The organism is Myxacorys sp., from assembly GCF_059501405.1.
Map to the genome: position 1 here is coordinate 26,988 of NZ_JCACCM010000019.1, position 22,245 is coordinate 49,232.

At 48.9% G+C, this 22,245-nt stretch carries 19 protein-coding genes and 3 tRNA genes; 9 read left to right on the top strand and 13 right to left on the bottom strand.

The features are described from left to right. Positions 1-46 precede the first annotated feature (46 nt). From AC5I6P_RS02055 to AC5I6P_RS02065, 3 genes are all read right to left on the bottom strand, one after another. Entirely contained in the window at positions 47-2,386 is a 2,340-nt protein-coding gene (locus tag AC5I6P_RS02055; RefSeq protein ID WP_495692100.1) for a glycoside hydrolase family 31 protein, read from the bottom strand. Positions 2,387-2,445: 59 nt separating this feature from the next. After that, positions 2,446-3,228 (bottom strand): SDR family oxidoreductase, encoded by a 783-nt coding sequence (locus tag AC5I6P_RS02060; RefSeq protein WP_495692101.1) that lies wholly within the window; start codon positions 3,226-3,228, stop codon positions 2,446-2,448. 67 nt (positions 3,229-3,295) lie between these two features. Beyond that, the gene (locus AC5I6P_RS02065; protein WP_495692102.1) at positions 3,296-4,168 is read right to left on the bottom strand and encodes an SDR family NAD(P)-dependent oxidoreductase; all 873 of its coding nucleotides are present in this window, start codon (positions 4,166-4,168) and stop codon (positions 3,296-3,298) included. A gap of 150 nt (positions 4,169-4,318) precedes the next feature. Here AC5I6P_RS02065 and AC5I6P_RS02070 point away from each other — a divergent pair, with 150 nt between their 5' ends. Continuing rightward, positions 4,319-4,831: an orange carotenoid protein N-terminal domain-containing protein gene (locus tag AC5I6P_RS02070; RefSeq protein ID WP_495692103.1), complete on the top strand. Its 513-nt coding sequence runs from the start codon at positions 4,319-4,321 to the stop codon at positions 4,829-4,831. Positions 4,832-5,803: 972 nt separating this feature from the next. Further along, positions 5,804-6,730 carry a LysR family transcriptional regulator gene (locus AC5I6P_RS02075; protein WP_495692104.1) on the top strand — a complete coding sequence of 309 codons (927 nt, stop codon included), beginning with the start codon at positions 5,804-5,806 and terminating at the stop codon, positions 6,728-6,730. A gap of 97 nt (positions 6,731-6,827) precedes the next feature. Here the strand turns inward: AC5I6P_RS02075 and AC5I6P_RS02080 are convergent, their stop codons facing one another. Beyond that, on the bottom strand, positions 6,828-8,018 hold the full coding sequence (locus AC5I6P_RS02080) for a Coenzyme F420 hydrogenase/dehydrogenase, beta subunit C-terminal domain (protein ID WP_495692105.1): 1,191 nt from the start codon (positions 8,016-8,018) through the stop codon (positions 6,828-6,830). A 355-nt stretch (positions 8,019-8,373) separates the two neighbouring features. Here AC5I6P_RS02080 and AC5I6P_RS02085 point away from each other — a divergent pair, with 355 nt between their 5' ends. Then, positions 8,374-8,745 carry a response regulator gene (locus AC5I6P_RS02085; protein WP_495692106.1) on the top strand — a complete coding sequence of 124 codons (372 nt, stop codon included), beginning with the start codon at positions 8,374-8,376 and terminating at the stop codon, positions 8,743-8,745. Between the two features lie 24 nt (positions 8,746-8,769). Here the strand turns inward: AC5I6P_RS02085 and AC5I6P_RS02090 are convergent, their stop codons facing one another. The 8 genes from AC5I6P_RS02090 to minD all read right to left on the bottom strand — a co-directional run bounded on the left by AC5I6P_RS02090 (position 8,770) and on the right by minD (position 16,149). Continuing rightward, complete coding sequence (locus tag AC5I6P_RS02090; protein WP_495692107.1) at positions 8,770-9,198, bottom strand: NUDIX hydrolase; 429 nt, start codon at positions 9,196-9,198, stop codon at positions 8,770-8,772. A 78-nt stretch (positions 9,199-9,276) separates the two neighbouring features. After that, the gene (locus AC5I6P_RS02095) at positions 9,277-9,735 is read right to left on the bottom strand and encodes a DUF3531 family protein (RefSeq protein ID WP_495692108.1); all 459 of its coding nucleotides are present in this window, start codon (positions 9,733-9,735) and stop codon (positions 9,277-9,279) included. Positions 9,736-9,883: 148 nt separating this feature from the next. Further along, positions 9,884-11,164 carry a valine--pyruvate transaminase gene (locus tag AC5I6P_RS02100; protein ID WP_495692109.1) on the bottom strand — a complete coding sequence of 427 codons (1,281 nt, stop codon included), beginning with the start codon at positions 11,162-11,164 and terminating at the stop codon, positions 9,884-9,886. A 29-nt stretch (positions 11,165-11,193) separates the two neighbouring features. Then, positions 11,194-11,931 (bottom strand): dethiobiotin synthase, encoded by a 738-nt coding sequence (gene bioD / locus AC5I6P_RS02105; RefSeq protein ID WP_495692110.1) that lies wholly within the window; start codon positions 11,929-11,931, stop codon positions 11,194-11,196. Continuing rightward, entirely contained in the window at positions 11,921-13,798 is a 1,878-nt protein-coding gene (locus AC5I6P_RS02110) for a protein kinase domain-containing protein (RefSeq protein WP_495692111.1), read from the bottom strand. Before AC5I6P_RS02110 ends, bioD begins: the two co-directional genes overlap by 11 nt. 212 nt (positions 13,799-14,010) lie before the next feature. Further along, entirely contained in the window at positions 14,011-14,874 is an 864-nt protein-coding gene (locus tag AC5I6P_RS02115) for a shikimate dehydrogenase (protein WP_495692112.1), read from the bottom strand. Next, positions 14,875-15,276, bottom strand: coding sequence for a cell division topological specificity factor MinE (gene minE, locus AC5I6P_RS02120; RefSeq protein ID WP_495692113.1), 402 nt, complete (start codon positions 15,274-15,276; stop codon positions 14,875-14,877). It lies immediately after the preceding gene. 69 nt (positions 15,277-15,345) lie between these two features. Next, on the bottom strand, positions 15,346-16,149 hold the full coding sequence (minD, locus tag AC5I6P_RS02125) for a septum site-determining protein MinD (protein WP_495692114.1): 804 nt from the start codon (positions 16,147-16,149) through the stop codon (positions 15,346-15,348). Between the two features lie 1,183 nt (positions 16,150-17,332). Between minD and rpsU the strand changes: the two genes are divergently transcribed. From rpsU to AC5I6P_RS02150, 5 genes are all read left to right on the top strand, one after another. Further along, positions 17,333-17,512, top strand: a complete 180-nt coding sequence (gene rpsU, locus AC5I6P_RS02130; protein ID WP_495692115.1) for a 30S ribosomal protein S21 — start codon at positions 17,333-17,335, stop codon at positions 17,510-17,512. Positions 17,513-17,655: 143 nt separating this feature from the next. After that, positions 17,656-19,176 carry a GTP-binding protein gene (locus tag AC5I6P_RS02135; RefSeq protein ID WP_495692116.1) on the top strand — a complete coding sequence of 507 codons (1,521 nt, stop codon included), beginning with the start codon at positions 17,656-17,658 and terminating at the stop codon, positions 19,174-19,176. Positions 19,177-19,353: 177 nt separating this feature from the next. After that, the gene (locus AC5I6P_RS02140; protein ID WP_495692117.1) at positions 19,354-20,934 is read left to right on the top strand and encodes an NAD(P)H-hydrate dehydratase; all 1,581 of its coding nucleotides are present in this window, start codon (positions 19,354-19,356) and stop codon (positions 20,932-20,934) included. A gap of 68 nt (positions 20,935-21,002) precedes the next feature. Then, positions 21,003-21,084 (top strand) — tRNA-Tyr (locus AC5I6P_RS02145). A gap of 67 nt (positions 21,085-21,151) precedes the next feature. Beyond that, positions 21,152-21,223 (top strand) — tRNA-Thr (locus tag AC5I6P_RS02150). A gap of 463 nt (positions 21,224-21,686) precedes the next feature. Here AC5I6P_RS02150 and AC5I6P_RS02155 read toward each other — a convergent pair. Continuing rightward, positions 21,687-21,773 (bottom strand) — tRNA-Ser (locus tag AC5I6P_RS02155). Positions 21,774-21,859: 86 nt separating this feature from the next. On the opposite strand from AC5I6P_RS02155, the gene AC5I6P_RS02160 reads away from it, so the two are divergent. After that, positions 21,860-22,225, top strand: a complete 366-nt coding sequence (locus AC5I6P_RS02160) for a 2Fe-2S iron-sulfur cluster-binding protein (protein WP_495692118.1) — start codon at positions 21,860-21,862, stop codon at positions 22,223-22,225. Positions 22,226-22,245 lie beyond the last annotated feature (20 nt).

The following is a 22,245-nucleotide window of genomic DNA, read 5'->3' on the forward strand; positions in this document are numbered from 1 at the left end:
ATCACGTCTGGGTGCGATTTAGCAGTTGGCTCAGGTAAGAGAGTTTTCATGAAAAGCGGAGTTGATGTACTTCTCCATCGTCTGTGAAGGTCTGTTCATCCACTCCCACAAGTTCGATAATGATGGTGCGCTCTGTTGGCTGCCAATTTCCTTGACGTGCCTCGACCTCAACCAGCGTTGCGTCGTTCTGCTGTTGAACGCGAAAGGTTGTAGTTGCCCATGCACCGGATTGATACTCGTAGGACGTGCCATCGTCTTCGTAGAGCGTAAATTCTCCGTCACCTTGCCAAATGCGTACTCTTAACTGATCGACAGGATGTTGGTCAACATATTGCATCACAGGTTGCATTGGTACGATCGCACCTGATCGGATATACATTGGCATTCGTTCTAACGGTGCGTGAGCGAGAATGTGTGAATTGCCGTTGTAGCGCTCTCCCGTCCACCAGTCATACCATGTGCCCTCTGGCAGATAAACAGCTCGATATTCTACACCCGGACGGTACACTGGAGCCGCCATAATATCTGAGCCTAGCAAGACCTGATCGTGGAGTTCATAGGTTTTAGGATCGTTGGGATAGTCGTAAAGCAAGGGGCGTAAAATTGGTGCGCCTGTGGTGCTAGCTTGCCAGAAAAACGAGTAGAGATATGGCAGCAGCTTATAGCGTAGCTCAATGTATTCGCGGCAAATTTGTTCCGTGCGTTCTCCAAACACCCAAGGTTCGTGTTGAGCGCTTAGGAGTGCGGAATGCCCACGCATAAATGGATAGAGCAGTCCGACTTGCATCCATCGGGCGAATAGCTCTGCCGTAGCATTGCCTGCAAATCCACCAATATCTGCGCCGACAAATCCGACGCCTGAAAGCCCCATGTTGCATAACATCGGAATCGATATTTCCAGGTGTTCCCACAGCGATTGATTGTCGCCCATCCACACCGACGACCAGCGCTGAATTCCGGCGAAACCAGAGCGCGTTAGGACAAACGATCGCTGATTTGGTCTGAGGCGTTCTAGTCCTTCCGCCGCCGATCGCGCCATGTTGTAACCGTAGAGATTGTGAGTTTCGGCATGGGTTCCGCCTTCGTCCATCGGTCCTTGAGGTGCATCGAGGGGAAACGGAACTTTATCGCCATTGTCTCCAAACGGACGCTCGTCTAGCGTCGGCTCGTTCATGTCGTTCCAGATTCCGGCAACGCCTACATCAGTGAGAGTGCGCTGCCAGTCCCCCCACCACTGGCGCACCTCTGGACGGAGAAAATCTGGAAACACCGATTTATCAGGCCACACGTAACCGTAAACTAAACTGCCGTCTGCATTACGAACAAAGCAGTCCTTTTCTAAGCCTTCGTGATACACCTCATACTCACCATCGGGTTCATACTTCACGCCCGGATCGACGATCGTTACTGTTTGAAAGCCATCTTGCTTGAGATCTCCAATCAGTTTTGCCGGATCAGGAAACCGTTTTGGGCTCCAGGTGAACACGCGGTAGCCGCGCATGTAGTCAATATCGAGATGAATCACATCGCAGGGAATCTGCCGCGATCGGAACTCGTGAGCAAGCTGCCGCACCACGTCTTCTGATTCATAACTCCAACGGCATTGATGATAGCCGAGCGCCCACTTCGGCGGTAAGGGCATTCGTCCGGTGAGTTCGGTATAGGTGTTGAGAATATCTGCCGGGGTTGAACCGTGAATGATGTAGTAGTCGAGTTCAGTACCATGTGCTTGCATTTGTAGAACGCCCGGAGTTGTGGCTCCAAGATCAAATCGGCTCCAGTGCGTGCTGTTGAGAAAAATTCCGTAGACAAGACCCGGACGTAAAGTGATGAAAAATGGAATCGCTTGGTACATCTCATCACTAATCGATGAGTAGTCTAAAGCGTCTACTGTCCAGTTCGTTTTAATCTCCGATCGCTTATCCAGCAGTCCTGATCGTTCACCAAATCCATAGAAGTGTTCGTCCGGCTCAATCTGTTTCCAAGCTGCGATTTGGCCTAGTCGCCAGCCCATACCCAATTCTGTATCACGAGCAAATGGCTGTCCCTTGGAGTCAAAACATTGGATTCGACACGGGTTGCGCTCGATTTTGATCTGGAGTTGTTCGGTGCGGATCGACAGTACGCCTTCTTCTTCCTCAGTTTGAAAGGAAACGGCTTCCCAGTCTTCATCGGGTTTGGTCACGGCCCACGATCGTCGTGGCAAAAACTCACCTTTGGGCGCTAATCGAACTCGAATCAAATTTGCCGCCAGAATGCTGAGCTTTACTTGAGGAGTGCCACAGTCGAGGTGAATGTCTTGTCCTTCGATCGCAATAGTTTGAACCGATTCAAGACTAGACCAAGGCTGCTGGCTGGTGGGCAGTTTTCCAAAAACTTGAGGCATAGTGGCAACAGTATAAAAAGTATAAAACGGAGAGAGAACGAATTTAGGTCTAGAAAAGACTAGCCCAATAGTAGAGATTGACCGCCATCAATCCAGACCTCTGTTCCGGTGATGTGGCTAGACGTATCAGAGGCAAGAAAAAGCACGAGTTGAGCCACTTGTTCGGCAGCACCAAGACCCCCATCGGTCAGAGGAATATCGCCTTCAGGAAATTCGACCGGTTCTTTGATCGCATCGAGATGTCTGCTCTCGGTATTATCTTTTATATTAGTTTCAATTGCACCTGGACAAATCACATTGGCACGAATCCGATGTTTTGCTAATTCCAATGCAATCATTTTAGTGAAGGCAACCTGGGCCGCTTTAGTAGAGGCATAAGCTGTTGCTCCAGTATTGCTGAAGACGCGAGTCCCGTTAATCGAAGCAGTCACAATAATAGAACCGCCTTGTTGTTTTAGATAGGGAACAGCATACTTCACAGTGTAGAACGTTCCATTGAGGTTAATGTTAATTGTTTGGTTCCAATCTTCTGAAGAAAGTTCATCAATCGGTGCCCAAACTCCGTTGATTCCAGCGTTTGCAAAAACAATATCGATTCGACCGTATTGTTGAGCGATCGCATCAATTGCCGCTTTCACTTGCTCAGGCTGAGAGACATCCGCGATCGCACTCATCGCCTGCCCTCCCATCTGCTGAATCTGCTTCGCGGTGTCCTCTCCCTCTTCTGCGGAGCGATCAATGCTGGCCACGATCGCGCCTTGTTGGGCAAGCAAAGACGCTGCCGCTTGCCCAATGCCTGACCCTGCGCCTGTAATGACAGCAACTTTGCCCAATAACTGCATAGTAAACCTCCACACAAATCCTCCACACAAATAAGGAACGAGCAAGAACCTCTCATTCCTGGGTTCGCTATTGGATTTGATGAGTATCTTTGTTCTGCAAACCATCCCGCTCATGCTCAAGGCGCAGCTCTCCATCGGGTGTACTGCGCTTCCAAAACGGCGTATCTTTTCCGACTGATCCTTTCGCAGGTGTGACGCCGCCATCGGCTAACCACAGCGCACCCGTGACATAGCTCGCTTCATCCGAGGCAAGAAAGGCATAGATATTCGCCATCTCTTCGGGCGTTCCACGCCGTGCCATCGGAGTCGCTTCAACCAGCATCTTCTCCATTTTCTGGGTCATTGGTCCCGTTTCTTTGTGTGTCCAAGCGGTGTCGGTCGCGCCTGGGCACACACAGTTTGCTCGAATGCCATACTTTGCCTGTTCCACCGCCACGCCCATCATAAAGGAGTGCATCCAGCCTTTTGTACCGCCGTAAGGAGCGTTCATCGCTAAGCCGTTGAACCCTGCTTCAGATCCAGCGCTGACAATATTACCGTTGGTTTTTTGGAGGTAAGGAATGGCATATTTTGTCATCAAGAATGCCGACCTTAGATTGTTGCGAATGGTCGCGTCAAAGTCTTCGATTGGGTATTGATCAATCTCTGCTGTTGCTAGAAATACACCTGCGTTGTTGATTAGAATGTCGAGCTTGCCATACGCCGCGATCGCGGCTTCAACGCAACCTTTCGCAAACGCTTCTTCAGATACATCGCCCGGATACGCGATCGCAGTGCCGCCATAGTGGGTGATTGCTGTTGCAACCGCGTCGATCGGATCACTCGGCAAACCGCTCACGACAACTTTTGCGCCTTCTTTCGCAAATTTGTGACAAATTGCTTCCCCAATTCCTGCGCCCCCGCCCGTAACGATCGCGACTTTCCCTTCCAGTCGTTGCATATTTACCCTTACCTAATTCACCCTCAAGGGTCATGCACTTGTGAGATCGTCACCTCTGTCTAGAGTCAGGTAAGCAATGTCTGCCCAATGCTAGGGGAAAAGAAAATTTACCATTGGTAAGGTGCAGGAGTTGAATTTGGTAAAAGTTTTATGACAACTTCTCATGTCGCTGATGATATTCTTCAGGCGCTTCGAGCTCTAGAGGTTGACCAACAACTAGCTGTATTTTGGTTTGTCTATACGGAAATGGGAGAGTCGATTACGCCTGCGGCTCCAGGAGCAAGTACGGCGGCTCCAGAAATTGCAGAAGGCTTATTTGCTCAAGTCAAAGAACTATCTCAGGACGAACAGTTAGAACTACAGCGAGCACTCATTACTCAGAAAGATACGCAAATTTCTCGCGAGTATGCTGCACTCAGCGATACAACCAAGCTTCTGTTTTGGTATTTACTGGCACAAGGCATGAACAATGGAACCATCATTCCCATGCCTGCCGGATACGAGCTTCCCTCTGACTCTCAGGATGTACTAGAGCAGATTAAGCAACTTTCATTCGAGGATCAAATTGCTTTGTTTAGAGATTTTGTCTCTCCGATGGGATTTGATTCCACGGGGGGATTTAATTCCAAGACGGCAAGTACAAAGTCAGAAGCTGCACAGTAATTAAGCAGGTCTGCGATCGCATCTATAGTAAGTAATCGCATCTAGTCTAGAGGTGCGATCGCACCTTCGAAGATAGAAATAGCTTTGAAAGATAAATCTAAAACTTAACCAGATCATTTAATCTAGTTAATAATAACCTATCATTATTACTAACCTAATCGTTAATTCATTAAAATAATCATATTTGTGCCGCTACAACTGTTGCTTTTTTTACTTTAACTACTCCAGTGAAGTTGAGCTTAATTAGCGAAGCTGATTTAGAGAAGTAATGCTGTTTAACTTCTCTAAATCAGCTTCTATATTAGATTTTATATATTTCCCAAGAACGACATGAAGCGTCAGAATTCATGTTGATTGAAGAGCATTTGAACTGATGTTTGTACCGTTCCGGGTGACAGCTTTGAGGATGCCTGATCGTTACGATCAGATACCGTAAATGGTACTTGCTGCTTTAGCATATGGACTAGATTAACCGCTTAGACGGCTGCCACCAACGCGCTAAATGTCAACAATACTTGACATACAAACTCACCAACTTGCTATTTGAACACGACGTCTAACATAAGAAAAGCCTTCATTCAATAGCCTATTCAAGTGATTTAGAACATTCTCAAAAGATGGTTTGATCTAGCGATCGCCAATTTTACAAAGCTTCTTTCACAAAGAATGAATGATTAAGAAAGGCGTTGCACGTCTGATACGAAGGAGCCAGGAGACTACTGTAAGCAAATCACCTGCCAAAAACCCTTGTAAACAAGTGAATACCGCAGCCTAAAACCTGTCCAACAAAATCTTGATCCGTGCAACGCTAGATTGGAAGGGAGCATATGCTCTTATGGATTATGATAACTACAAAACCCATAAATCAAAATCACTGCTATCAATAGAATAAATAGATTTTGCTCTATAGGTGGTGTTTTTCTGCGATCGCTGGTTCACCAAGTTATCATCAATCCTTAAGGAGAGGTTATTGTGCAAAACGCAACACTCCATCAACTAAAGGTTTTTGAAGCTGTCGCCCGTCACAGCAGTTTCACTCGTGCGGCGGAAGAGTTGTTTTTGACCCAACCAACCGTGTCAATGCAGGTCAAGCAGCTATCGAAGACCGTCGGGTTGCCATTGTTTGAGCAAGTTGGCAAAAAACTGTTCTTAACCTCCGCTGGCAAAGAGTTGTACGCAACGTGCCAAGATGTTTTTCAACGAATGACCGAGTTTGAAATTGCGATCGCCGATCTCAAAGGACTCAAGCAAGGCACATTACGCCTAGCTGTAGTGACGACAGCAAAGTATGTGATTCCTCGCATTTTAGGTCCGTTTTGCCAACGCTATCCTGGTATCGACATTTCTCTGACCGTCACTAATCATCAGTACGTCTTAGATAGTTTGGCAGGCAATCGCGATGATCTCTACATTCTGAGCCAACTGCCGGATGAGAGCGATGCCGAAGTGCATCCCTTTATGGAGAATCCCTTAGTCGTTCTGGCTCCTCGCAGTCATCCTTTAGCGTTCGAGAAAGATATCCCGCTCGCTCGTATTGCAGAAGAGCCATTCATCATGCGAGAACCCGGATCAGGGACGCGCAAAGCCGTACAGAAACTGTTTGATGAGCATGGGATGCCGTTGAAGGTCAAACTAGATTTGGGCAGTAATGAAGCGATTAAGCAAGCGATCGTAGGTGGAATGGGATTATCAGTTCTTTCAAAACATACCTTGGCGTTAGAAGGGTTAAACAATCAACTCGTTGTCCTGGATGTGGAAGGGTTCCCGATCGAGCGGTATTGGTACGTCGTGCATCCCTCCGGAAAACAACTCTCCGCGATCGCAAAAGCCTTCTTCGACTATTTATTGAATGAAGGAAAGCAGGTCGCGGAGAAGACCGCGTTTCAAGAAGTGCTGTGAGGGCACAGTTTCAAGAAGTGCTGTGGAAGCACAATCCTTCGGAGCTTGGCAAAGCCATGTTCTTTGAAGTTGCGCGTTGCGCTAATCGCATTTCCTGTTAGTCCGGCAGTTTGTATTGCGACACAATCTGTTGAGCGTAGGGGGGAACGTGTTGGTCTAATTTTTCTGGATGGTTACGTTTGACGTACAAATAGTTGCGGGTAAAGTGAGAATCAATTGAGAACCGCGCATACTCCAAGCCTTTTGGACCAATCTTTTCGATCACAACGCCCATCAGTTTAGCGGCCCACATCGGCAGCGTCACAGCCTTATCGTAGGCGGGGATGCTTTGTTGCACCGCATTTTTGCGATCGCCCGCCGACATCACAGGCTGCGTTTCGATCTGCTCGTCCACCAAGTCCAGCATTTCTTGACCGCGATCGTTTCTCACTACAATCCACTGCCAGCCAAAAGGTGCACCCATATAGCCGACGACCAAATCTGCCAGCGAATTCACGTAGTCAAAGCAACTGAGACACGAGGGCGCAAACACATCTTTTAGTTTGTTGGTTTTGAGTCCGAAAAATGGGACTAGCTCTGTCGAGCCATCTTCGTGCTTGAAATGAACCTGAAAGTCTTGCATGAATTCGTAGTAGACCACGGTTTCCGGCGAGCGGCTCGTTGTTTCTAAAAACGTCTGCAATCCAGCGCGGGTGACATTATCGGTACAAGGCGTCCCTAGCACGTACAGCTTTTCTAGCCCCAACTGCTTCTCTACGGCTCGCAGAGCTTGAATTTGACACCCGACTCCAATCACGAGCAGTCGCTTCATGCCAGACTGCTCAATTTGCTCTAGTACCGATAGATTTGGCGAAAGAGTTGGCTTATTCACTCTTGCCGCTAAGATTTCTTCTCGCGATCGCGCAATAATTGGCTTTGGCTGAAATCGGTCTTCTTCGGTATTTTGAACGCACACGACGCCTTCAACCTTGCCGCTTTCTAGCATTTGAATGGCAATCGAGCTGACAATTCCTGTCCACTGTGCGCCCGCAATCGGCTCGATCTTACGGGCTGCCGTCATGCCTTGATTGACCCCAAAGTAGACATCATCGGAGTTGTCTAAGTCACGGCTCCTGCCATGAGTTTGTTCTTCGAGTGCTGGAATTTGCTGATGGATAAAGGCGCAAGCCTCTTTCACGTAATGAATATAGTGAGTGTCACACAGCCCACATTCGCTACAGAGTTCTTTTGCAGGGCGGCGGCTGGAAGGTTTAAGCGCTTTTGCCTTTTTGTGAGGAGCCAGGGTCATACTCAGCGATGGTTGTTCAGGTCACTAGTGATCACAATAACGCAAGGATGTCCTGACTAAACATTGCAATTCATCACGAAACTGCTGAAGGTACGGTAGAACCTCTGCCGCAGAGCATACCGTGCCCCTACTTCAATTCATCTGTGACATCCACTATCCAATCCGCTGCTACCCAAAGTGCGCGATCAGCGCAAAGCGCAAACTCCAGAGGAACCGCGAACTAGACTTGCTCTCTCATCCTCACAAAGCCGACTGTTCTCTTCACGCTCTCTGCACAAAACCCGGACGAAGCCATTACTCTTTGTATGAATAAATGACCTAGAGAGCAGTCTAAACCTGCGATGATGAGGCGCCTATGAACTCAGTGTTGATTGTCGATGATAGTGTAACCGTGCGGGAGATGATTGCTGATCAACTGCGCCAAATTGGGTTTGAAGTCGCGGTCGCTGCCGATGGGGTCGATGCGATCGCGCAACTTCAAACGTCACTGCCGGATCTTGTGATCACTGACATCATCATGCCGCGCATGAATGGATATGAACTGTGTCGCTGGATTAAAAGCGATCCCAGAACTCATAGCATTCCGGTCATGATGTGTTCGATTAAGTCAGAAGAGTTCGATCGCTATTGGGGCATCAAGCAAGGCGCAGATGCTTACGTCACAAAGCCTTGTCCTCCTAACGAAATGATGAACGCAATTCAAGTTTTGCTGAACCAACGCCACTAAAGCAGACACGTCAAAGTAAATAGGTCAGACAAGCAAATAGGTCAAACAATTGTCAGGACATAAGCGAAGCGAGTTGGACTTGAGCAGATCCAAATCAATCCAGTGAGCAACTCCTTGATCGTCACCTTCGATAAACGTGAAGGACTGCTCTTGGTAGAAACGAGCGTCCACAAAATCGCATTGATAAAGCTGAACTAATTCGTGTCCGGGTTCGCCTTCAAAGGTAAAGAAGCTTTCGAGACAGCCCAAATACCGAATGTTGGTTAATTCTGCCTGAAGCTCTTCCTGAAATTCTCGTTGGAGGGCGGCTTGGCTTGTCTCCCCAAACTCCACGCCGCCGCCCAAGGCGCGGTAGAAGGTTTCTTGTTTGATCGAGTCGAACCCTTCTGATACAAACAGACGATTGTTGTGGATAATCAAACCCAGAACAATCACGCGAATGTTTGATTTCATGAACTTACCCACACGAATTGATCTACAGCGATGTAGATCGTAATTCAAAAGGAAGTTTCAAGATTACGAACACAGCAACTAATTCAGTTGGTTATCCATAACAAAATCTGGATTATTGCTGCCCGGAACGCGCCAATCATCATTCTCACCACCAATGATGATGCGATCGATAGTGACGTAATCTTTGTTCAGTTGCTTCAGCGAATTGATTAATACATCTAGTGCGATCGCATCGCTCGTGCCCAAGTCAAACCAACAGCGACCCCAGTTTGCGTCGTACTCAAAGTCGCCCATGTTGTGCATGACCGACATTAGCGAATCTTCAGCTGTATCGTCGTCATAGACCATGTAGCTGAGATCGAGTCCACTATCTTGCACCTGCAAATTTTCGGCATTAAACCCGCCTAATTTACCGAGGAAAAACCAGGAGCTAAATAACTCCTCAACATACTGTTTCTCCATTTCAGACGGAATGGTGACAAACTCAATCCACATCCAAACGTTAAAAGCATCAAACTCTCGAAATTGAACTTGCATAAGTCAAAGTTAGAACATTATTCTTCGGGTCTGAATCGCTCTCACCCTAGCTTTCTCTCCTGAGAAGAAAAAATAATTGGATCAATTTCCTCTCCCTAAGGAGAGGGGTTGGGGGTGAGGACAGATCAGCTATCATTCCTCTTCTACCCTAACGTGTCTGAGTTGCTTTCATCGTCTTCACATAGACCTCAGCCAATCGTTGCATTGCCGTTCGCAATTCTTCATCGGTTCCGGTCAGGCTAATGCGCAGGCATTGCTGCTTGTGATCCCACGCGTCATGCAGCCCAGGGAAAAAAGTACTGCCCGGAACCACAATCACGCCCACGGACTTAAGCTGCTGGTAAAACTCCCAGTCTGTGACCGGCAGATTGTTGAGCCACAGCCAAGCGAAGATCGCCCCTTCGCCGCGATGCAAAAACCACGGCAAATCAGACGGCATGGCTTGATTCAGCGCTTCTTCAACAACCGCGATCTTTTGCTGATAGAACGGTCGAATCACGTTGACCGCAATCTCGCCCAGCGCTCCCGACCGAATCGCACGCGCCGCGATCGCTTGTCCATATCGGGGCGAATGAATGCACAAATTCGTCTGAAATGCTTCGAGAACGCCAATAATATCCGCATCCCCGATCGCAATGCCAATGCGTTCTCCTGGCAATCCCGCTTTGGATAAACTCATGCAGTGCAGCACATTCTCCCCAAAGGTCGGAGTCATTTCTGTAAAATTAAGCGCTGGATAGGGCGGCGCATAAGCAGAATCAATTAGCACCGGAACGTCATGCGCTGCTGCTAGTGTTGTAATTTTATTCACTTCATCGTTAGTCAGAACATTGCCCGTTGGGTTGCAAGGACGGGAGAAAATTACGCATCCAGTATGTTCGTTGATGGTGAGCCTACTGAAATCAGGGCGATACTTAAAGCGATGTGAACCTTCATCAATGTCTAATTCTGGTTTGTAGGCGATCAGCGCTTCGGGCGTGAGAGTGACACCACCATACCCGGTGTAGTCTGGACTAAGCGGCAACACAATCTTACGCAGATCACCATTCGCGGCATAACCGCCAAACGCATTTGCCGCCAGAAAATAAAGATTCTGGCTACCTGGGGTAATGAGAACATTGCGATCGGTCAACCTTAGCCCATAGCGTCGATTGAAATCTTGGACTACGGCATCAACAAGCGGTTGATATCCTTGACTTGCGCCGTACCGACAAACTACGTCACCATAGTCAGGGCTAGCGAGCAGGTCAAAGGTGCAATCACGCCAGAGTTGCTCTACCTCTGGAAGGATCACAGGATTGCCCGCGCTAAGGTTAATAAAATTTTGTCCTGCGCCCGCTCTCAACGTTTCGATGATGTCTTTCATGATTGCCCGCACCCCAGAGAGGCGAGACATTTCGACTCCAAATTGGCTAAGCGCAGGCTTCATAAAGGCAACCTCTCAAGAACAAAGCTCTACTACAGCGATTCATACACAAGCGGCATCAGCCGTTCTAATTCTAAATGAGATGCAACCTGAGCCAATTTGGTACGAGCATCGCTGGGCGGAATCTCAACTGAATCCCACCCATCTGCCAAGTGAGGAATCAATCCTAGCACCGGAATGCCAGTCAACGACTGAATCAAACTTGCCGATGCCCACTGTTCTACCTCCTCGTCTGAGCAAGGCTGAACGCAACTGAGTACAATCCCTTTAAGATGCAGGCGAGACTGACGCGCCAGCGCTACGTTTGCTACTGCTTGCCCGATCGCGCCTAATTTTACCGGAACAACCAGCACCACAGGCAACTGCCAATCCCAAGCTAAATCTGCGACGGTTGTTTCGTGAGTAATCGGCGATCCCAGCCCGCCCAAAGCTTCTACTAAAACAAAGTCTCGCCGCGATCGCAGTGCTTCAAACGCTTGCCACGCCAGTTCAGGTTGGACTCGTTTTCCCTCGCGATCGGCAGCCAGCGGGGGCGCTAACGGCGCTGCAAAATGAACAGGATTTAGTTCCTCTAGGGATTGGTCTAAGTTGAACAATCGCAAATAGTGTTCGCGATCGCCCATTCCCGTCTGAAAGGGTTTCATCATCCCTAGCGTGTGCGGAGCGCAGTAAGTTTGCCAATAAGCGGCTAACGCAGAGGTCAACACCGTCTTACCCACATTGGTATCGGTTCCAGCAATCAAAAGGGCATTAATTGGTTTACTGAACATTCACGTCTAGGGTAAAGTTAGTGTCCTGATTCGCAATCACATCAATCTCATAATCGCCCGATGCGCTTAGGTTCTGCTGCCACACGGCACCGCCTGTATTTTCAACTCGTCCGTCGGGATAGCGAACCACCAGCGTAGCGCCCTGACTAATGCGTACAGTGGCCAACTGTCCTTCTCTGGCATTCAAAATATAGCGCTGAATCAGCGTTGGACTGGCTTTTCCAGTGACTTGAGTGCCCTTTTGTCCCGGAGGGAAGCTAATTCGCTCGGTTTGCACCGTTGGATTGGTCGTTGGAGGTGGAGTGGTTGGGGAAGGACTAGGAGGTGGAGGCGGCGATGCAAGCTCAACGTTGAGCTTATATGCACCCTTTTGCAGACCTTTCACAGGCTTTAATTGAATCACATATTTGCCGGTGTAGGGCAGCGTTCCTGACCAACGCGGAGTCCGACTAGCTTGGGCGTCAACTGGCTGATCGTCTGGGGCTAATACGGTCATCAACACCTCTTCCCCTTGCACCGAGGCACTGAGTTCCTGCCCTTCTTGGGCTGGCACGATCAAGTTTAGCGTCTGATTCGCTCGAAGCGTGCCGTCTCGCGAGGCGCTGCCTTGCGCGAGATCTAACGTTTGACTGTACGTTACAGGTTCAGCGCTAGGCGATGGACTCGGCGTACTTGGACGAGGACTCGGCGTACTCGGACGGGGCGAGGGCGAAATCGTGGTTGTGGGAGTGGGACTCGGCTGATTAGCGGTGAGAATGCCGCGCGTAATTGCCCAGGCTCCGAGACCAACCAGCAGCACGAGTCCTGTCCCGATCGCAAAGACTGCCCACGGATCATCCCACATAGAACTCCGCGTTGGAACCGTCGGTTGTGCCCGATTCCCAAATTCGGTGGGGGTAGCGGTTGGCGTCGAGCGTCGTCCGATCGCTTGCGTTGCCATTTGCGACATATCAGGCTGAGCGGGACGAACCGCAGAAGGCGGCGGCGCGACGGGGGGCGGAGCAATAGAAGGCGGATAAGGCGCAGGGGTTCCAGGTGTTTGCAGCATCTGCATCACTTCGTTAGCAGACTGAAAGCGATCGCCCACGCGATAACTCAACATCCGATTCAAAACTTGCGCAAAGGTTGGATTCACATTTACGTAGCGCTGCCACTGCCACGTCATCGTGTTTTCGTCGAACAGTTCTTGCGGGTCTCGTCCGGTCAGCAGAACGAGGGCTGTGACCGCTAACGCATAAAGATCGCTGTTGGGATAGGCGCGTCCGGTCTGCATCTGCTCACTCGGAGCGTAGCCAAGCTTACCGACCGTCGTTTGCTGCTTAAAGGTTTCGGGGCCTTGCATCCGAGTTGCAATCTCTTTCACCACCCCAAAATCAATTAACACAGGGAGTTGGTCGCGATCGCGCAATATCACATTATCAGGCGCAATATCTCGGTGAATGATCCCTTTACCGTGAATGTAGGCCAACACGGGCAAGACCTGCTTGACAAGCTGCAACACTTCATTTTCAGAAAACACAAATCCTTGATGTTTGCGTTCGTCGAGCAGCGTCTGATAGGTCTTGCCTTCAACGTAATCCTGCACTAAAAATAAGCGCTGATCTTCCTCAAAGGTGGCTCGAAACTGAGGGATCTGAGGATGCTCAATCTGATAGAGAATCTGTGCTTCTCGCTGAAACAGTTCTTTCGATTTATTCAGGGCGTAAGGATTGTCCTGCGGTGGCGTCAGTTCTTTTAATGCACACAGTTCATTAAACCGCCCTTGATCTTCTGCTAAATACGTTCGACCAAAGCCGCCATGCCCCAGGATGTTGAGAATGCGGTAGCGGTTTTGTAAGATGGTTCCGACGGAGATAGCTGGCTGCATGGTCGATTCTGTCGCTCACACTGTACAGGACAATCACTGGATTGATCCAGGAATCACTTCTTCAGGAATCTAGAGATCGAGCATTAGGTTAACCCAACTGTTAACCCAACTACTGTCTGGAACTCCAGATTTACTAGTTATACCTCAAGGGTTGCCCTCGCTTTCAAACTCAAGTTTAGCTTTAGCTCGGGCATTCCATTCTATAACCCACTCTACAGACCTAAGTGCTGGCGTAATGATTGGCGCATTGTTTCAACTGGAACGGCGCGCTCCGTCCAAATTTCCAGCGCGGCAGCTCCTTGCCCAATCAACATTTCTAGACCATCGATCGTCATGCAGCCCTGCGATCGCGCCTGCTGTAAAAACAGAGTTGGATTTGGTACATAAATCAGGTCGTAGGCGATCGCACCTTTTTTTAGCTGCTGCACATCAGTGGAAGTCAGAGGCGATTGATCGATCTGCGGCGTCATGCCGATGGGCGTAGTATTGACTATCAAATCTGCATCGCTTAGCAGATCGGGTAGAGCATCCCAAGACCGCACCTGAAGATTTTCAGCAAACGGTGAACCATTCCAGCTTTGCAGAAAAGCGTTTACCTTTTCTGGATTTCGTCCGACGACTTGAATATCTGCACATCCTAACTGAGAACATCCAGCGACTACGGCTCTTGCGGCTCCACCGTTGCCGAGAATCACGGCACGGGTTGATCTCCAGTCTTTCTGTAATGCCTGTAGGGGTGCTAAAAAACCAATTACGTCTGTGTTTGTGCCACTCCAACCAACTTCGGTTCTCCAAACGGTATTTACAGATCCGATCGCGGCAGCAACATCGGTCACGCTGGTTAAGAAGGGCACGATCGCTTGTTTGTGGGGAATCGTGATGTTGAACCCTTGAAGCGCGATCGCAGCAAATCCCGAGACAGCGGCTTCTAACGTTTCGGGTGCAATTCTAAAGGGTAAGTAAACATACTCTAAGCCCATCTCCAGTAAGGCAGCGTTGTGCATGATTGGAGACAACGAATGCTCAATCGGATATCCAATCACCCCCAGAAGTTTCGTTCTACCCGTAATTCTCATTTATTCGGACGGGGCGGTTGGTTTGGGCGTAGCGGGTTCATCGGGTAGCGTGAGATCGGGCGCGACGACCGGCTTTTCAAGTTCATCGGGTAGCGTCAGATCGGGTGCAGTGACCGGCTTTTCAGGTTCTGCTTCCGCGCGTGAGCGAATCCGGCGAATCGGCAAATTCGCGATCAAGGCCGTTGTGCGATGATGATTTTCCAACGAAAATTCCATGCCCGTATCATCGAGTTCAACGTAGCGCAACACGACCTCTAGAATTTCCTTTCGCATGTCTTCGAGCAGATTGGGCGGTAGATCGGTGCGATCGTGGGCTAACACAAGCTGAAGACGCCGTTTGACATCGTTACGGCTATTGTCTGCCGCTCGCGGGAAAAGACGTTCTAGAAGTTCAATGAGCATGATGGGTGATGAGAAGAGGCGGGTAGAGAGCGACGGGCGATATCGCCGAATGATCCATCCGAAAAAGTCTTAAGCTCGGTTCGAGAGCATACGGCGCAGACGAGAGAAAAACCCTTCATCCCGCACCGTAAGATCCATAAACGGCACGTGCTCACCTTCTAAACGACGAACCACATTATCAAACCCGGTTCCGGCTTGCGATGGTGTTTCTGACAGAACTAGTGGCTCACCTTTGTTCGTCGAAACGATCACTTTTTCATCGTCAGGAATAACACCCAACAATTCTACGGCCAGGATCTCTTGTACATCGGCAACGGACATCATATCGTTCGCTTGTACCATCGCAGGTTTAATTCGATTGATGATCAAATTAATCCGCTTAATGTTATTTGCTTCTAGCAATCCAATGACGCGATCGGCATCTCTAACCGCAGAAATTTCGGGCGTGGTGACAATAATCGCTTCTTTCGCCGCCGCGATCGCGTTTTGAAACCCCATCTCAATTCCCGCCGGACAATCGATCAGAATGTACTCATAAACTCGCGCCAGAGCATTCACCAATTGCTTCATCTGATCGGGCGACACGGCATCTTTGGTGCGATTTTGCGCCGCCGGGAGTAATGCCAAATTGTTAAACCGTTTATCTTTAACCAGCGCTTGCTCTAAGCGACACTGACCCGCCAGCACCTCAACGGCGGTGTAGACCACTCGATTTTCTAACCCCAAGAGCAGATCGAGATTTCTTAGTCCAAAATCGGCATCCACCACAACAACTTTGCGACGTCGCTTGGCTAGTGCCATACCAAGATTTGCGGTTGTGGTAGTTTTACCCACTCCGCCCTTACCAGACGTGATGACGATGATCCGAGCCATTGACCTTATCCGCTTCTGAAGATGAGCGTTGAGCGTTGATGGAACTCTAGGTTCACAAGTTCTCTAGAATAAACGGAAATGTGCCGCTTCACTAGTAGACGGTGAATGTTCTGCTAACAGTAGCAGAAAACGAGGAAGAGAAACTAGGGATGAGGGATGAAGAACAGGGCAAATGCGTCCTAATTTTTAGTGGCATTGAGGAAAAAATTCAGAAGCAGAAAACGAGGAAGAGAAACTAGGGATGAGGGATGAAGAACAGGGCAAATGCGTCCTAATTTTTAGTGGCATTGAGGAAAAAATTCAGACTTTAATTAGGGGAAAATAAGCTAAACCCAATATCCCTCTTTCATCACTTCGGTAGGAGCAAAAGCTGAAAGCTTTGCTGCACCTGCGTTTTGCTCTTTTGTCATCTTCGAGCCGTCAAAATAGGAAACTCGCACTGGAGCTAGGTTTCAGAGTTCACTTCAGCGAGAGTGATGAAAGAGGGATATATGACGATGAAGCTAAAGTCGCCGAGCAAACTGGGTGAACCTTCTAACGAGACGACTACTCCACGGGTGTCAGCAGCCGACCCTTCTCGAAGCGAAGCTAGACGACTGGCTATATCATCCTTTACAGAGTTGGGCAGAACACAGCTTCCCATTAACAGAGTTCAGTACTAGATTTCAGACAAGTATTATTGGCTTATTGTCTCATCCCTCTATTGATCAACTGATCAATAGAGGGATGGAAGTTGGTAGTTAGGAACTAAGACTCAATCAAAACGATTGCCAAGCACAAGGAAACTCCATCAAGAGACATAGTTAAGTAAGGTGCATTGCCAACGGTCATTAATCAGCTAAGGCATGCGCGACGAGTGCCAAGGCATAAGTACCAAGATATTGAGGAGCCACGTGTAAGGTGAAAGTTTTAAGCAGGGTTTTGAAGACCAGCGAGGCTGATATCAGCCTCGCTGGTCTTCAAAAATGACCTTCTGTAAACAGTTTCAGTGTTTTATGCTAATCTGCCAATGGTAGGTTATAAATGCTGGGCTACCTATGCATACTTTTGGAATGTAGACAGGAGCGGCTGACGTTCAGCAATTGGATTGAGTCCCCTAACAGACTTCTCCAAAGCGTAGAATGCTTCAGGTCTTTCAACCTATCTTTTGTACTCAACTGTACTCAACAGGAGACTCTTAAGAATGACCCAAGTGGTTTTAGGCGAAAACGAAGGTATTGATTCTGCGCTACGCCGGTTCAAGCGTCAGGTATCTAAGGCAGGCATTTTGGCGGACTTGCGATCGCACCGTCACTTTGAAACACCGCTCGAAAGGCGAAAGCGCAAAGAGACGCTCGCTCGCCGTAATCGTCGCTACCGTTAATGTTCTGCTGAGGTCGATGTCTTGCAGAAGAATCGATTCTTCAGAAGGATTGTGCCGAACGGTTCAGACAGAGATTGTTAGGATTGAGAAGAAATAGCTATCTTGGGTAAACTAATTTCTCCTCATCGCCCACGTCCGACCTTATGCCTGAACCTCTATCTGATCCCATTGCCGATTCTGCAAAAACCTTTGATCAAGAACTTGAAGAAGCCATTCTTGGGTTTGACGAAATTCAGGCAGAGCTAAATTACCGTCAAGCCCAAACTACTCTACGCACCTTGGTTGAGAATCTTGATCTCACGGCTTCAGAACGTGCTGGTCTTGACTCTGAAATTCACGGGCTAGAGACGATGCTGGGAAAGCTTGATCGGCTTGTGGTTCACATTGCAGCGTTTGGCATGGTGGGGCGAGGAAAATCGTCTGTTCTCAACGCGCTGTTGGGGCAAACCGTGTTCGAGACAGGTCCGATTCACGGAGTTACTCAAGTGCGTCAAACGGCGAATTGGAGTGTTTCCACCGAAGCAGTGGCAGACAGCGATCATACGATCGAGCGAGTCACTCTGCCCGGAATGTCTCAATCGCAAATTGAACTAATTGACACTCCCGGCATTGATGAAGTCGATGGAGAAGCGCGAGAAGCCTTGGCACGCCAAGTGGCTCAGCAAGCAGATTTGCTGCTCTTCATTGTCTCCGGCGACATGACCAATGTAGAATATCAAGCTTTGTCAGAACTGCGGAATGTCGGCAAACCGATCATTCTGGTGTTTAACAAGATTGATCAATACCCCGACGCCGATCGCATGAGTATCTACCATAAGATCCGTGATGAGCGCGTCAAAGATTTATTATCTCCTGATGAGATTGTCATGGTGGCGGCTTCTCCCCTGATCGGTAGAGCCGTCAAACGCCCTGATGGTCGCACCACCATTCAGCGAACTTTAGGGGTTCCTCAAGTTGATGAACTGAAGCTCAAGATTCTAGAAGTGTTGCATCGGGAAGGCAAATCTCTCGTTGCGCTCAACACAATGCTGTATGCCGATGACATTAACGATCGCGTCGTTGAGCGAAAAATGACAATCCGTGAGCAAAATGCCGATCGGGTTGTGTGGAATGCCGTGATTACCAAAGCTGTTGCCACTGCCGTAAATCCTATAACAGTGTTAGACATTTTGAGCAGTGCGGCAATCGATGTGGCAATGATTTTGGCGCTCTCAAAGCTCTACGGGATTCAAATGACCCAGCAAGGCGCGATCGCGCTGCTACAAAAGATTGCGATCGCGATGGGAGGCATCACTGCCAGCGAACTTCTCGCCAATCTCGGACTCAGTTCTCTTAAAGGTTTACTCGGTTTATCAGCCCCGGCTACGGGTGGGCTATCGTTGGGCCCCTATCTTTCGGTGGCACTGACCCAAGCAGGCGTGGCAGGCATCTCGTCTTACGGAATCGGACAGGTCACCAAAGCATATCTAGCCAACGGTGCATCTTGGGGACCGGACGGACCAAAAGCTGTTGTAACAAACATCTTAGCTTCGCTAGATGAAGACTCTATTTTAATTCGGATTAAAGATGAGCTACGCGCCAAGCTCAATATGCGCGATTACCCCGCCGGGGGAACTGCTTCGCGGCGCTATCGAGCTATGAATAAAAATTCTGCGGGTAAATAAGATCACTGTCTACGAATAGAAGAAATAGCGCTTAAGCAAATACAAAGCAAAATGCTATGAGAAATAGCATTTGACAGCTAGGCGAAGTGCTAGCTCTCAAATTTCTGCCTCTACTAGGGGAAAGATGCTAGAAACAAAGGTGTACTCTAGCCTAAACACTAAATGCAGACTGCCATTATGAACATATCTCCTCAAGATAGGCTAGAGCAACTGCAACGCATTGTCGTAACAGCGACACAGATGCGATTGATAGAGCAACGCATTTTTGATGCAGGAATGCCAGTCGCCGCATTAATGGAGAAAGTATCTGGACGCATTGCACAAAGAATTCAAGTGCTTTATCCGCAATCCTCAGTTCGCAAAATTGGAGTTCTGATTGGACCAGGTCACAACGGCGGAGATGCCTTAGTTGTTGCTCGTGAACTCTACTTCAAGGGATATGAAATCAGGCTATGCTGTCCGGTTTTGCGCCTCAAGGATTTGACGGCAGCCCACTTGCACTACCTCGAAAATCTAGGCATTTCTTGCCATCAGTCTGCTGAACCCTTGCAAGAGTGTGATCTTTTGCTCGATGGACTGTTTGGCTTTGGCTTAGATCGAGCGCTCACAAAACCCATTTCGACACTGATAGATCTCGTGAATACGTGGGACATTCCCCGCTTAAGCATCGATCTTCCTTCAGGACTGCACGCGGATACCGGAGAAGTGTTAGGCAGGGCAATTCGGGCAACCCATACCCTCTGTTTGGGACTGTGGAAGCTCGGATTGCTGCAAGATGAGGCATTAGACTATGTCGGACAAGCAGAATTGATTGATTTTGATGTGCCGATCGCAGACGTTTCTGCCGTGTTAGGAGAAATCCCAGACGTGCAGCGCGTCACGCCTCAATGGGCGATCGCATCGCTGCCACTCGTGCGTCCCGCTTCGACTCATAAATACGAAATGGGTCATTTGCTCGTGGTTTGTGGATCTCGTCGCTATGCGGGTGGCGCATTGCTAACCGGATTAGGGGCGCGAGCAAGTGGCGTCGGTATGCTGTCGATCGCAGTTCCCGAATCGCTCAAATCTACCCTTTCTGCTCAATTGCCAGAGGCACTGATCATCGGCTGTCCTGAAACCGAAGCGGGCGCGATCGCAGAGCTTCCTGCATCCTTGGGGCTGTCCTCATTTCATGCGATCGCCTGTGGCCCTGGTCTAACAACGGAAGCATCTTCCATTGTCCAGCAAATTTTAGACAGCGAATCTTTCCTCGTTCTAGATGCAGACGGATTGAATATTTTGGCGCAACAAGAAACTATCCCTACGCTACAAAAGCGTCAAGCCCCGACAATTCTGACGCCTCACTTAGGCGAATTTAAAAGGCTCTTTCCAGACATTGCTGAAGGAATGATCTGTCGCATCACTGCTGTTCGACGAGCCGCAAAACAGACGAGCGCGATCGTGCTGTTGAAGGGGGCACGAGTGAACATTTCAGATCCGCAGGGTAGGGTTTGCATTAATTCAGAGAGTACGCCTGCTTTAGCACGAGGTGGAAGCGGCGATGTACTAACGGGCTTGCTGGGCGGGTTGGTCGCTCAAAAAGTTGCGGCTTCCGCCTCTACATCTTTGCTTGACATCGTTCAGAGTGCGGTTTGGTGGCACGCGCAAGCAGGTCGCTTAGCCACTCAAACGCGTACAGTACTTGGCGTTGACGCCCATACACTGACCGACTTTCTCATCCCCGCTCTAGCACAACAGATGGAAGTTGAGGAAAAATAAAAGTTTTGCCGTTTACCCTTTTACTTTCATTTACCTGTTGTGCTACTATTAGCATCTGTGGAGAGCAAGGGTCGATGCCCGAGTGGTTAATGGGGGCGGACTGTAAATCCGCTGGCTACGCCTACGCTGGTTCAAATCCAGCTCGGCCCATCCACAGTAAATTATGTTAAGCAAAAGCAAAAAAGCAATTTTTCTTCTGCCTAACATAATCTTCACTGCCCGTGTGGCTCAGTGGTAGAGCACACCCTTGGTAAGGGTGAGGTCGCGAGTTCAATCCTCGCCACGGGCTTTTAAGCCTTTGTATCGATAACCGCTAGAACCTTGATTCTGAAGGGTTTTTGGCGGTTTTTTGTGCTTCTGATTAGCCTAAATCTAACGCTAATTCTAAGATCACGTCAGTTTCGGTTAAGCCCATTGCGGTAAAGCGGGCTCCAATTGCAGCTCTGCTGGCTTCTTCGGTTGATGGCCGTAGGCCATCAACCGAAGAAGCCAGCAGAGCTGTTTCATTGTAGGAGGGAAAAACTTTGTCTAACTGATTGGCGAACTGCCGAAGTTAAGTGATTCTCACTTGCCGAACTTTGTACAATTTTGCAGGGTTGAAAATAAGGGCAACTTTAACGCCAAATGGAGTTTCAATAACAAGTGATGATTAGAGTTAACAACAACGAGCAACAATGACACTAATTTGTCACTAGTAATTCGACGACAACAAGCAAGAATGACAACTAATTTGTCACTGTTCCCTTTTAGAACGGAGAGAGAGGGATTCGAACCCTCGGATAAGTTACCCCATCACAGCATTTCCAGTGCTGCGCCTTCAACCACTCGGCCATCTCTCCAGATGGAACTGTATTTACAGTCATTAAGAATCAATATTAGCAGAAGTTGCCTCATACTGAATAAAGAACGAAAAAATTCTATCCTTATGACCGAGTTTTATACTGTCCGCGTTCATCATCAAACCGGAACCAACTTTAGCTTTCGCGTGCCCAGCGATCGCTACATTTTGCACTCTGGTGAGCAGCAAGGCGTCGAGCTACCGTTCTCTTGTCGCAACGGAGCCTGCACCACATGTGCAGTTAGAGTTCTATCCGGTGACCTGTATCAACCCGAAGCAGTAGGACTGTCTCCGGACTTGCAACGTCAAGGCTATGCGCTATTGTGCGTCAGCTATGCCCGTTCCGACCTGGAGGTAGAAACTCAGGATGAAGATGAAGTGTACGAGCTTCAGTTTGGGCGATTTTTCGGCAAGGGAAAAGTAACGCGAGGGCTGCCGCTCGATGAGGATTAAGGAAAACTCTAGAGATCGCA

Excerpts from the sequence above, each read along its gene's own strand:
- bioD (WP_495692110.1), bottom strand. The coding sequence starts at position 11,931 with ATGTTCAGTAAACCAATTAATGCCCTTTTGATTGCTGGAACCGATACC.
- AC5I6P_RS02060 (WP_495692101.1), bottom strand. The coding sequence starts at position 3,228 with ATGCAGTTATTGGGCAAAGTTGCTGTCATTACAGGCGCAGGGTCAGGC.
- rpsU (WP_495692115.1), top strand. The coding sequence starts at position 17,333 with ATGACCCAAGTGGTTTTAGGCGAAAACGAAGGTATTGATTCTGCGCTA.
- AC5I6P_RS02090 (WP_495692107.1), bottom strand. The coding sequence starts at position 9,198 with ATGAAATCAAACATTCGCGTGATTGTTCTGGGTTTGATTATCCACAAC.
- AC5I6P_RS02115 (WP_495692112.1), bottom strand. The coding sequence starts at position 14,874 with ATGAGAATTACGGGTAGAACGAAACTTCTGGGGGTGATTGGATATCCG.
- AC5I6P_RS02080 (WP_495692105.1), bottom strand. The coding sequence starts at position 8,018 with ATGACCCTGGCTCCTCACAAAAAGGCAAAAGCGCTTAAACCTTCCAGC.
- AC5I6P_RS02070 (WP_495692103.1), top strand. The coding sequence starts at position 4,319 with ATGACAACTTCTCATGTCGCTGATGATATTCTTCAGGCGCTTCGAGCT.
- AC5I6P_RS02095 (WP_495692108.1), bottom strand. The coding sequence starts at position 9,735 with ATGCAAGTTCAATTTCGAGAGTTTGATGCTTTTAACGTTTGGATGTGG.
- AC5I6P_RS02055 (WP_495692100.1), bottom strand. The coding sequence starts at position 2,386 with ATGCCTCAAGTTTTTGGAAAACTGCCCACCAGCCAGCAGCCTTGGTCT.
- AC5I6P_RS02160 (WP_495692118.1), top strand. The coding sequence starts at position 21,860 with ATGACCGAGTTTTATACTGTCCGCGTTCATCATCAAACCGGAACCAAC.
- minD (WP_495692114.1), bottom strand. The coding sequence starts at position 16,149 with ATGGCTCGGATCATCGTCATCACGTCTGGTAAGGGCGGAGTGGGTAAA.
- AC5I6P_RS02065 (WP_495692102.1), bottom strand. The coding sequence starts at position 4,168 with ATGCAACGACTGGAAGGGAAAGTCGCGATCGTTACGGGCGGGGGCGCA.
- minE (WP_495692113.1), bottom strand. The coding sequence starts at position 15,276 with ATGCTCATTGAACTTCTAGAACGTCTTTTCCCGCGAGCGGCAGACAAT.
- AC5I6P_RS02085 (WP_495692106.1), top strand. The coding sequence starts at position 8,374 with ATGAACTCAGTGTTGATTGTCGATGATAGTGTAACCGTGCGGGAGATG.
- AC5I6P_RS02100 (WP_495692109.1), bottom strand. The coding sequence starts at position 11,164 with ATGAAGCCTGCGCTTAGCCAATTTGGAGTCGAAATGTCTCGCCTCTCT.
- AC5I6P_RS02110 (WP_495692111.1), bottom strand. The coding sequence starts at position 13,798 with ATGCAGCCAGCTATCTCCGTCGGAACCATCTTACAAAACCGCTACCGC.
- AC5I6P_RS02135 (WP_495692116.1), top strand. The coding sequence starts at position 17,656 with ATGCCTGAACCTCTATCTGATCCCATTGCCGATTCTGCAAAAACCTTT.
- AC5I6P_RS02140 (WP_495692117.1), top strand. The coding sequence starts at position 19,354 with ATGAACATATCTCCTCAAGATAGGCTAGAGCAACTGCAACGCATTGTC.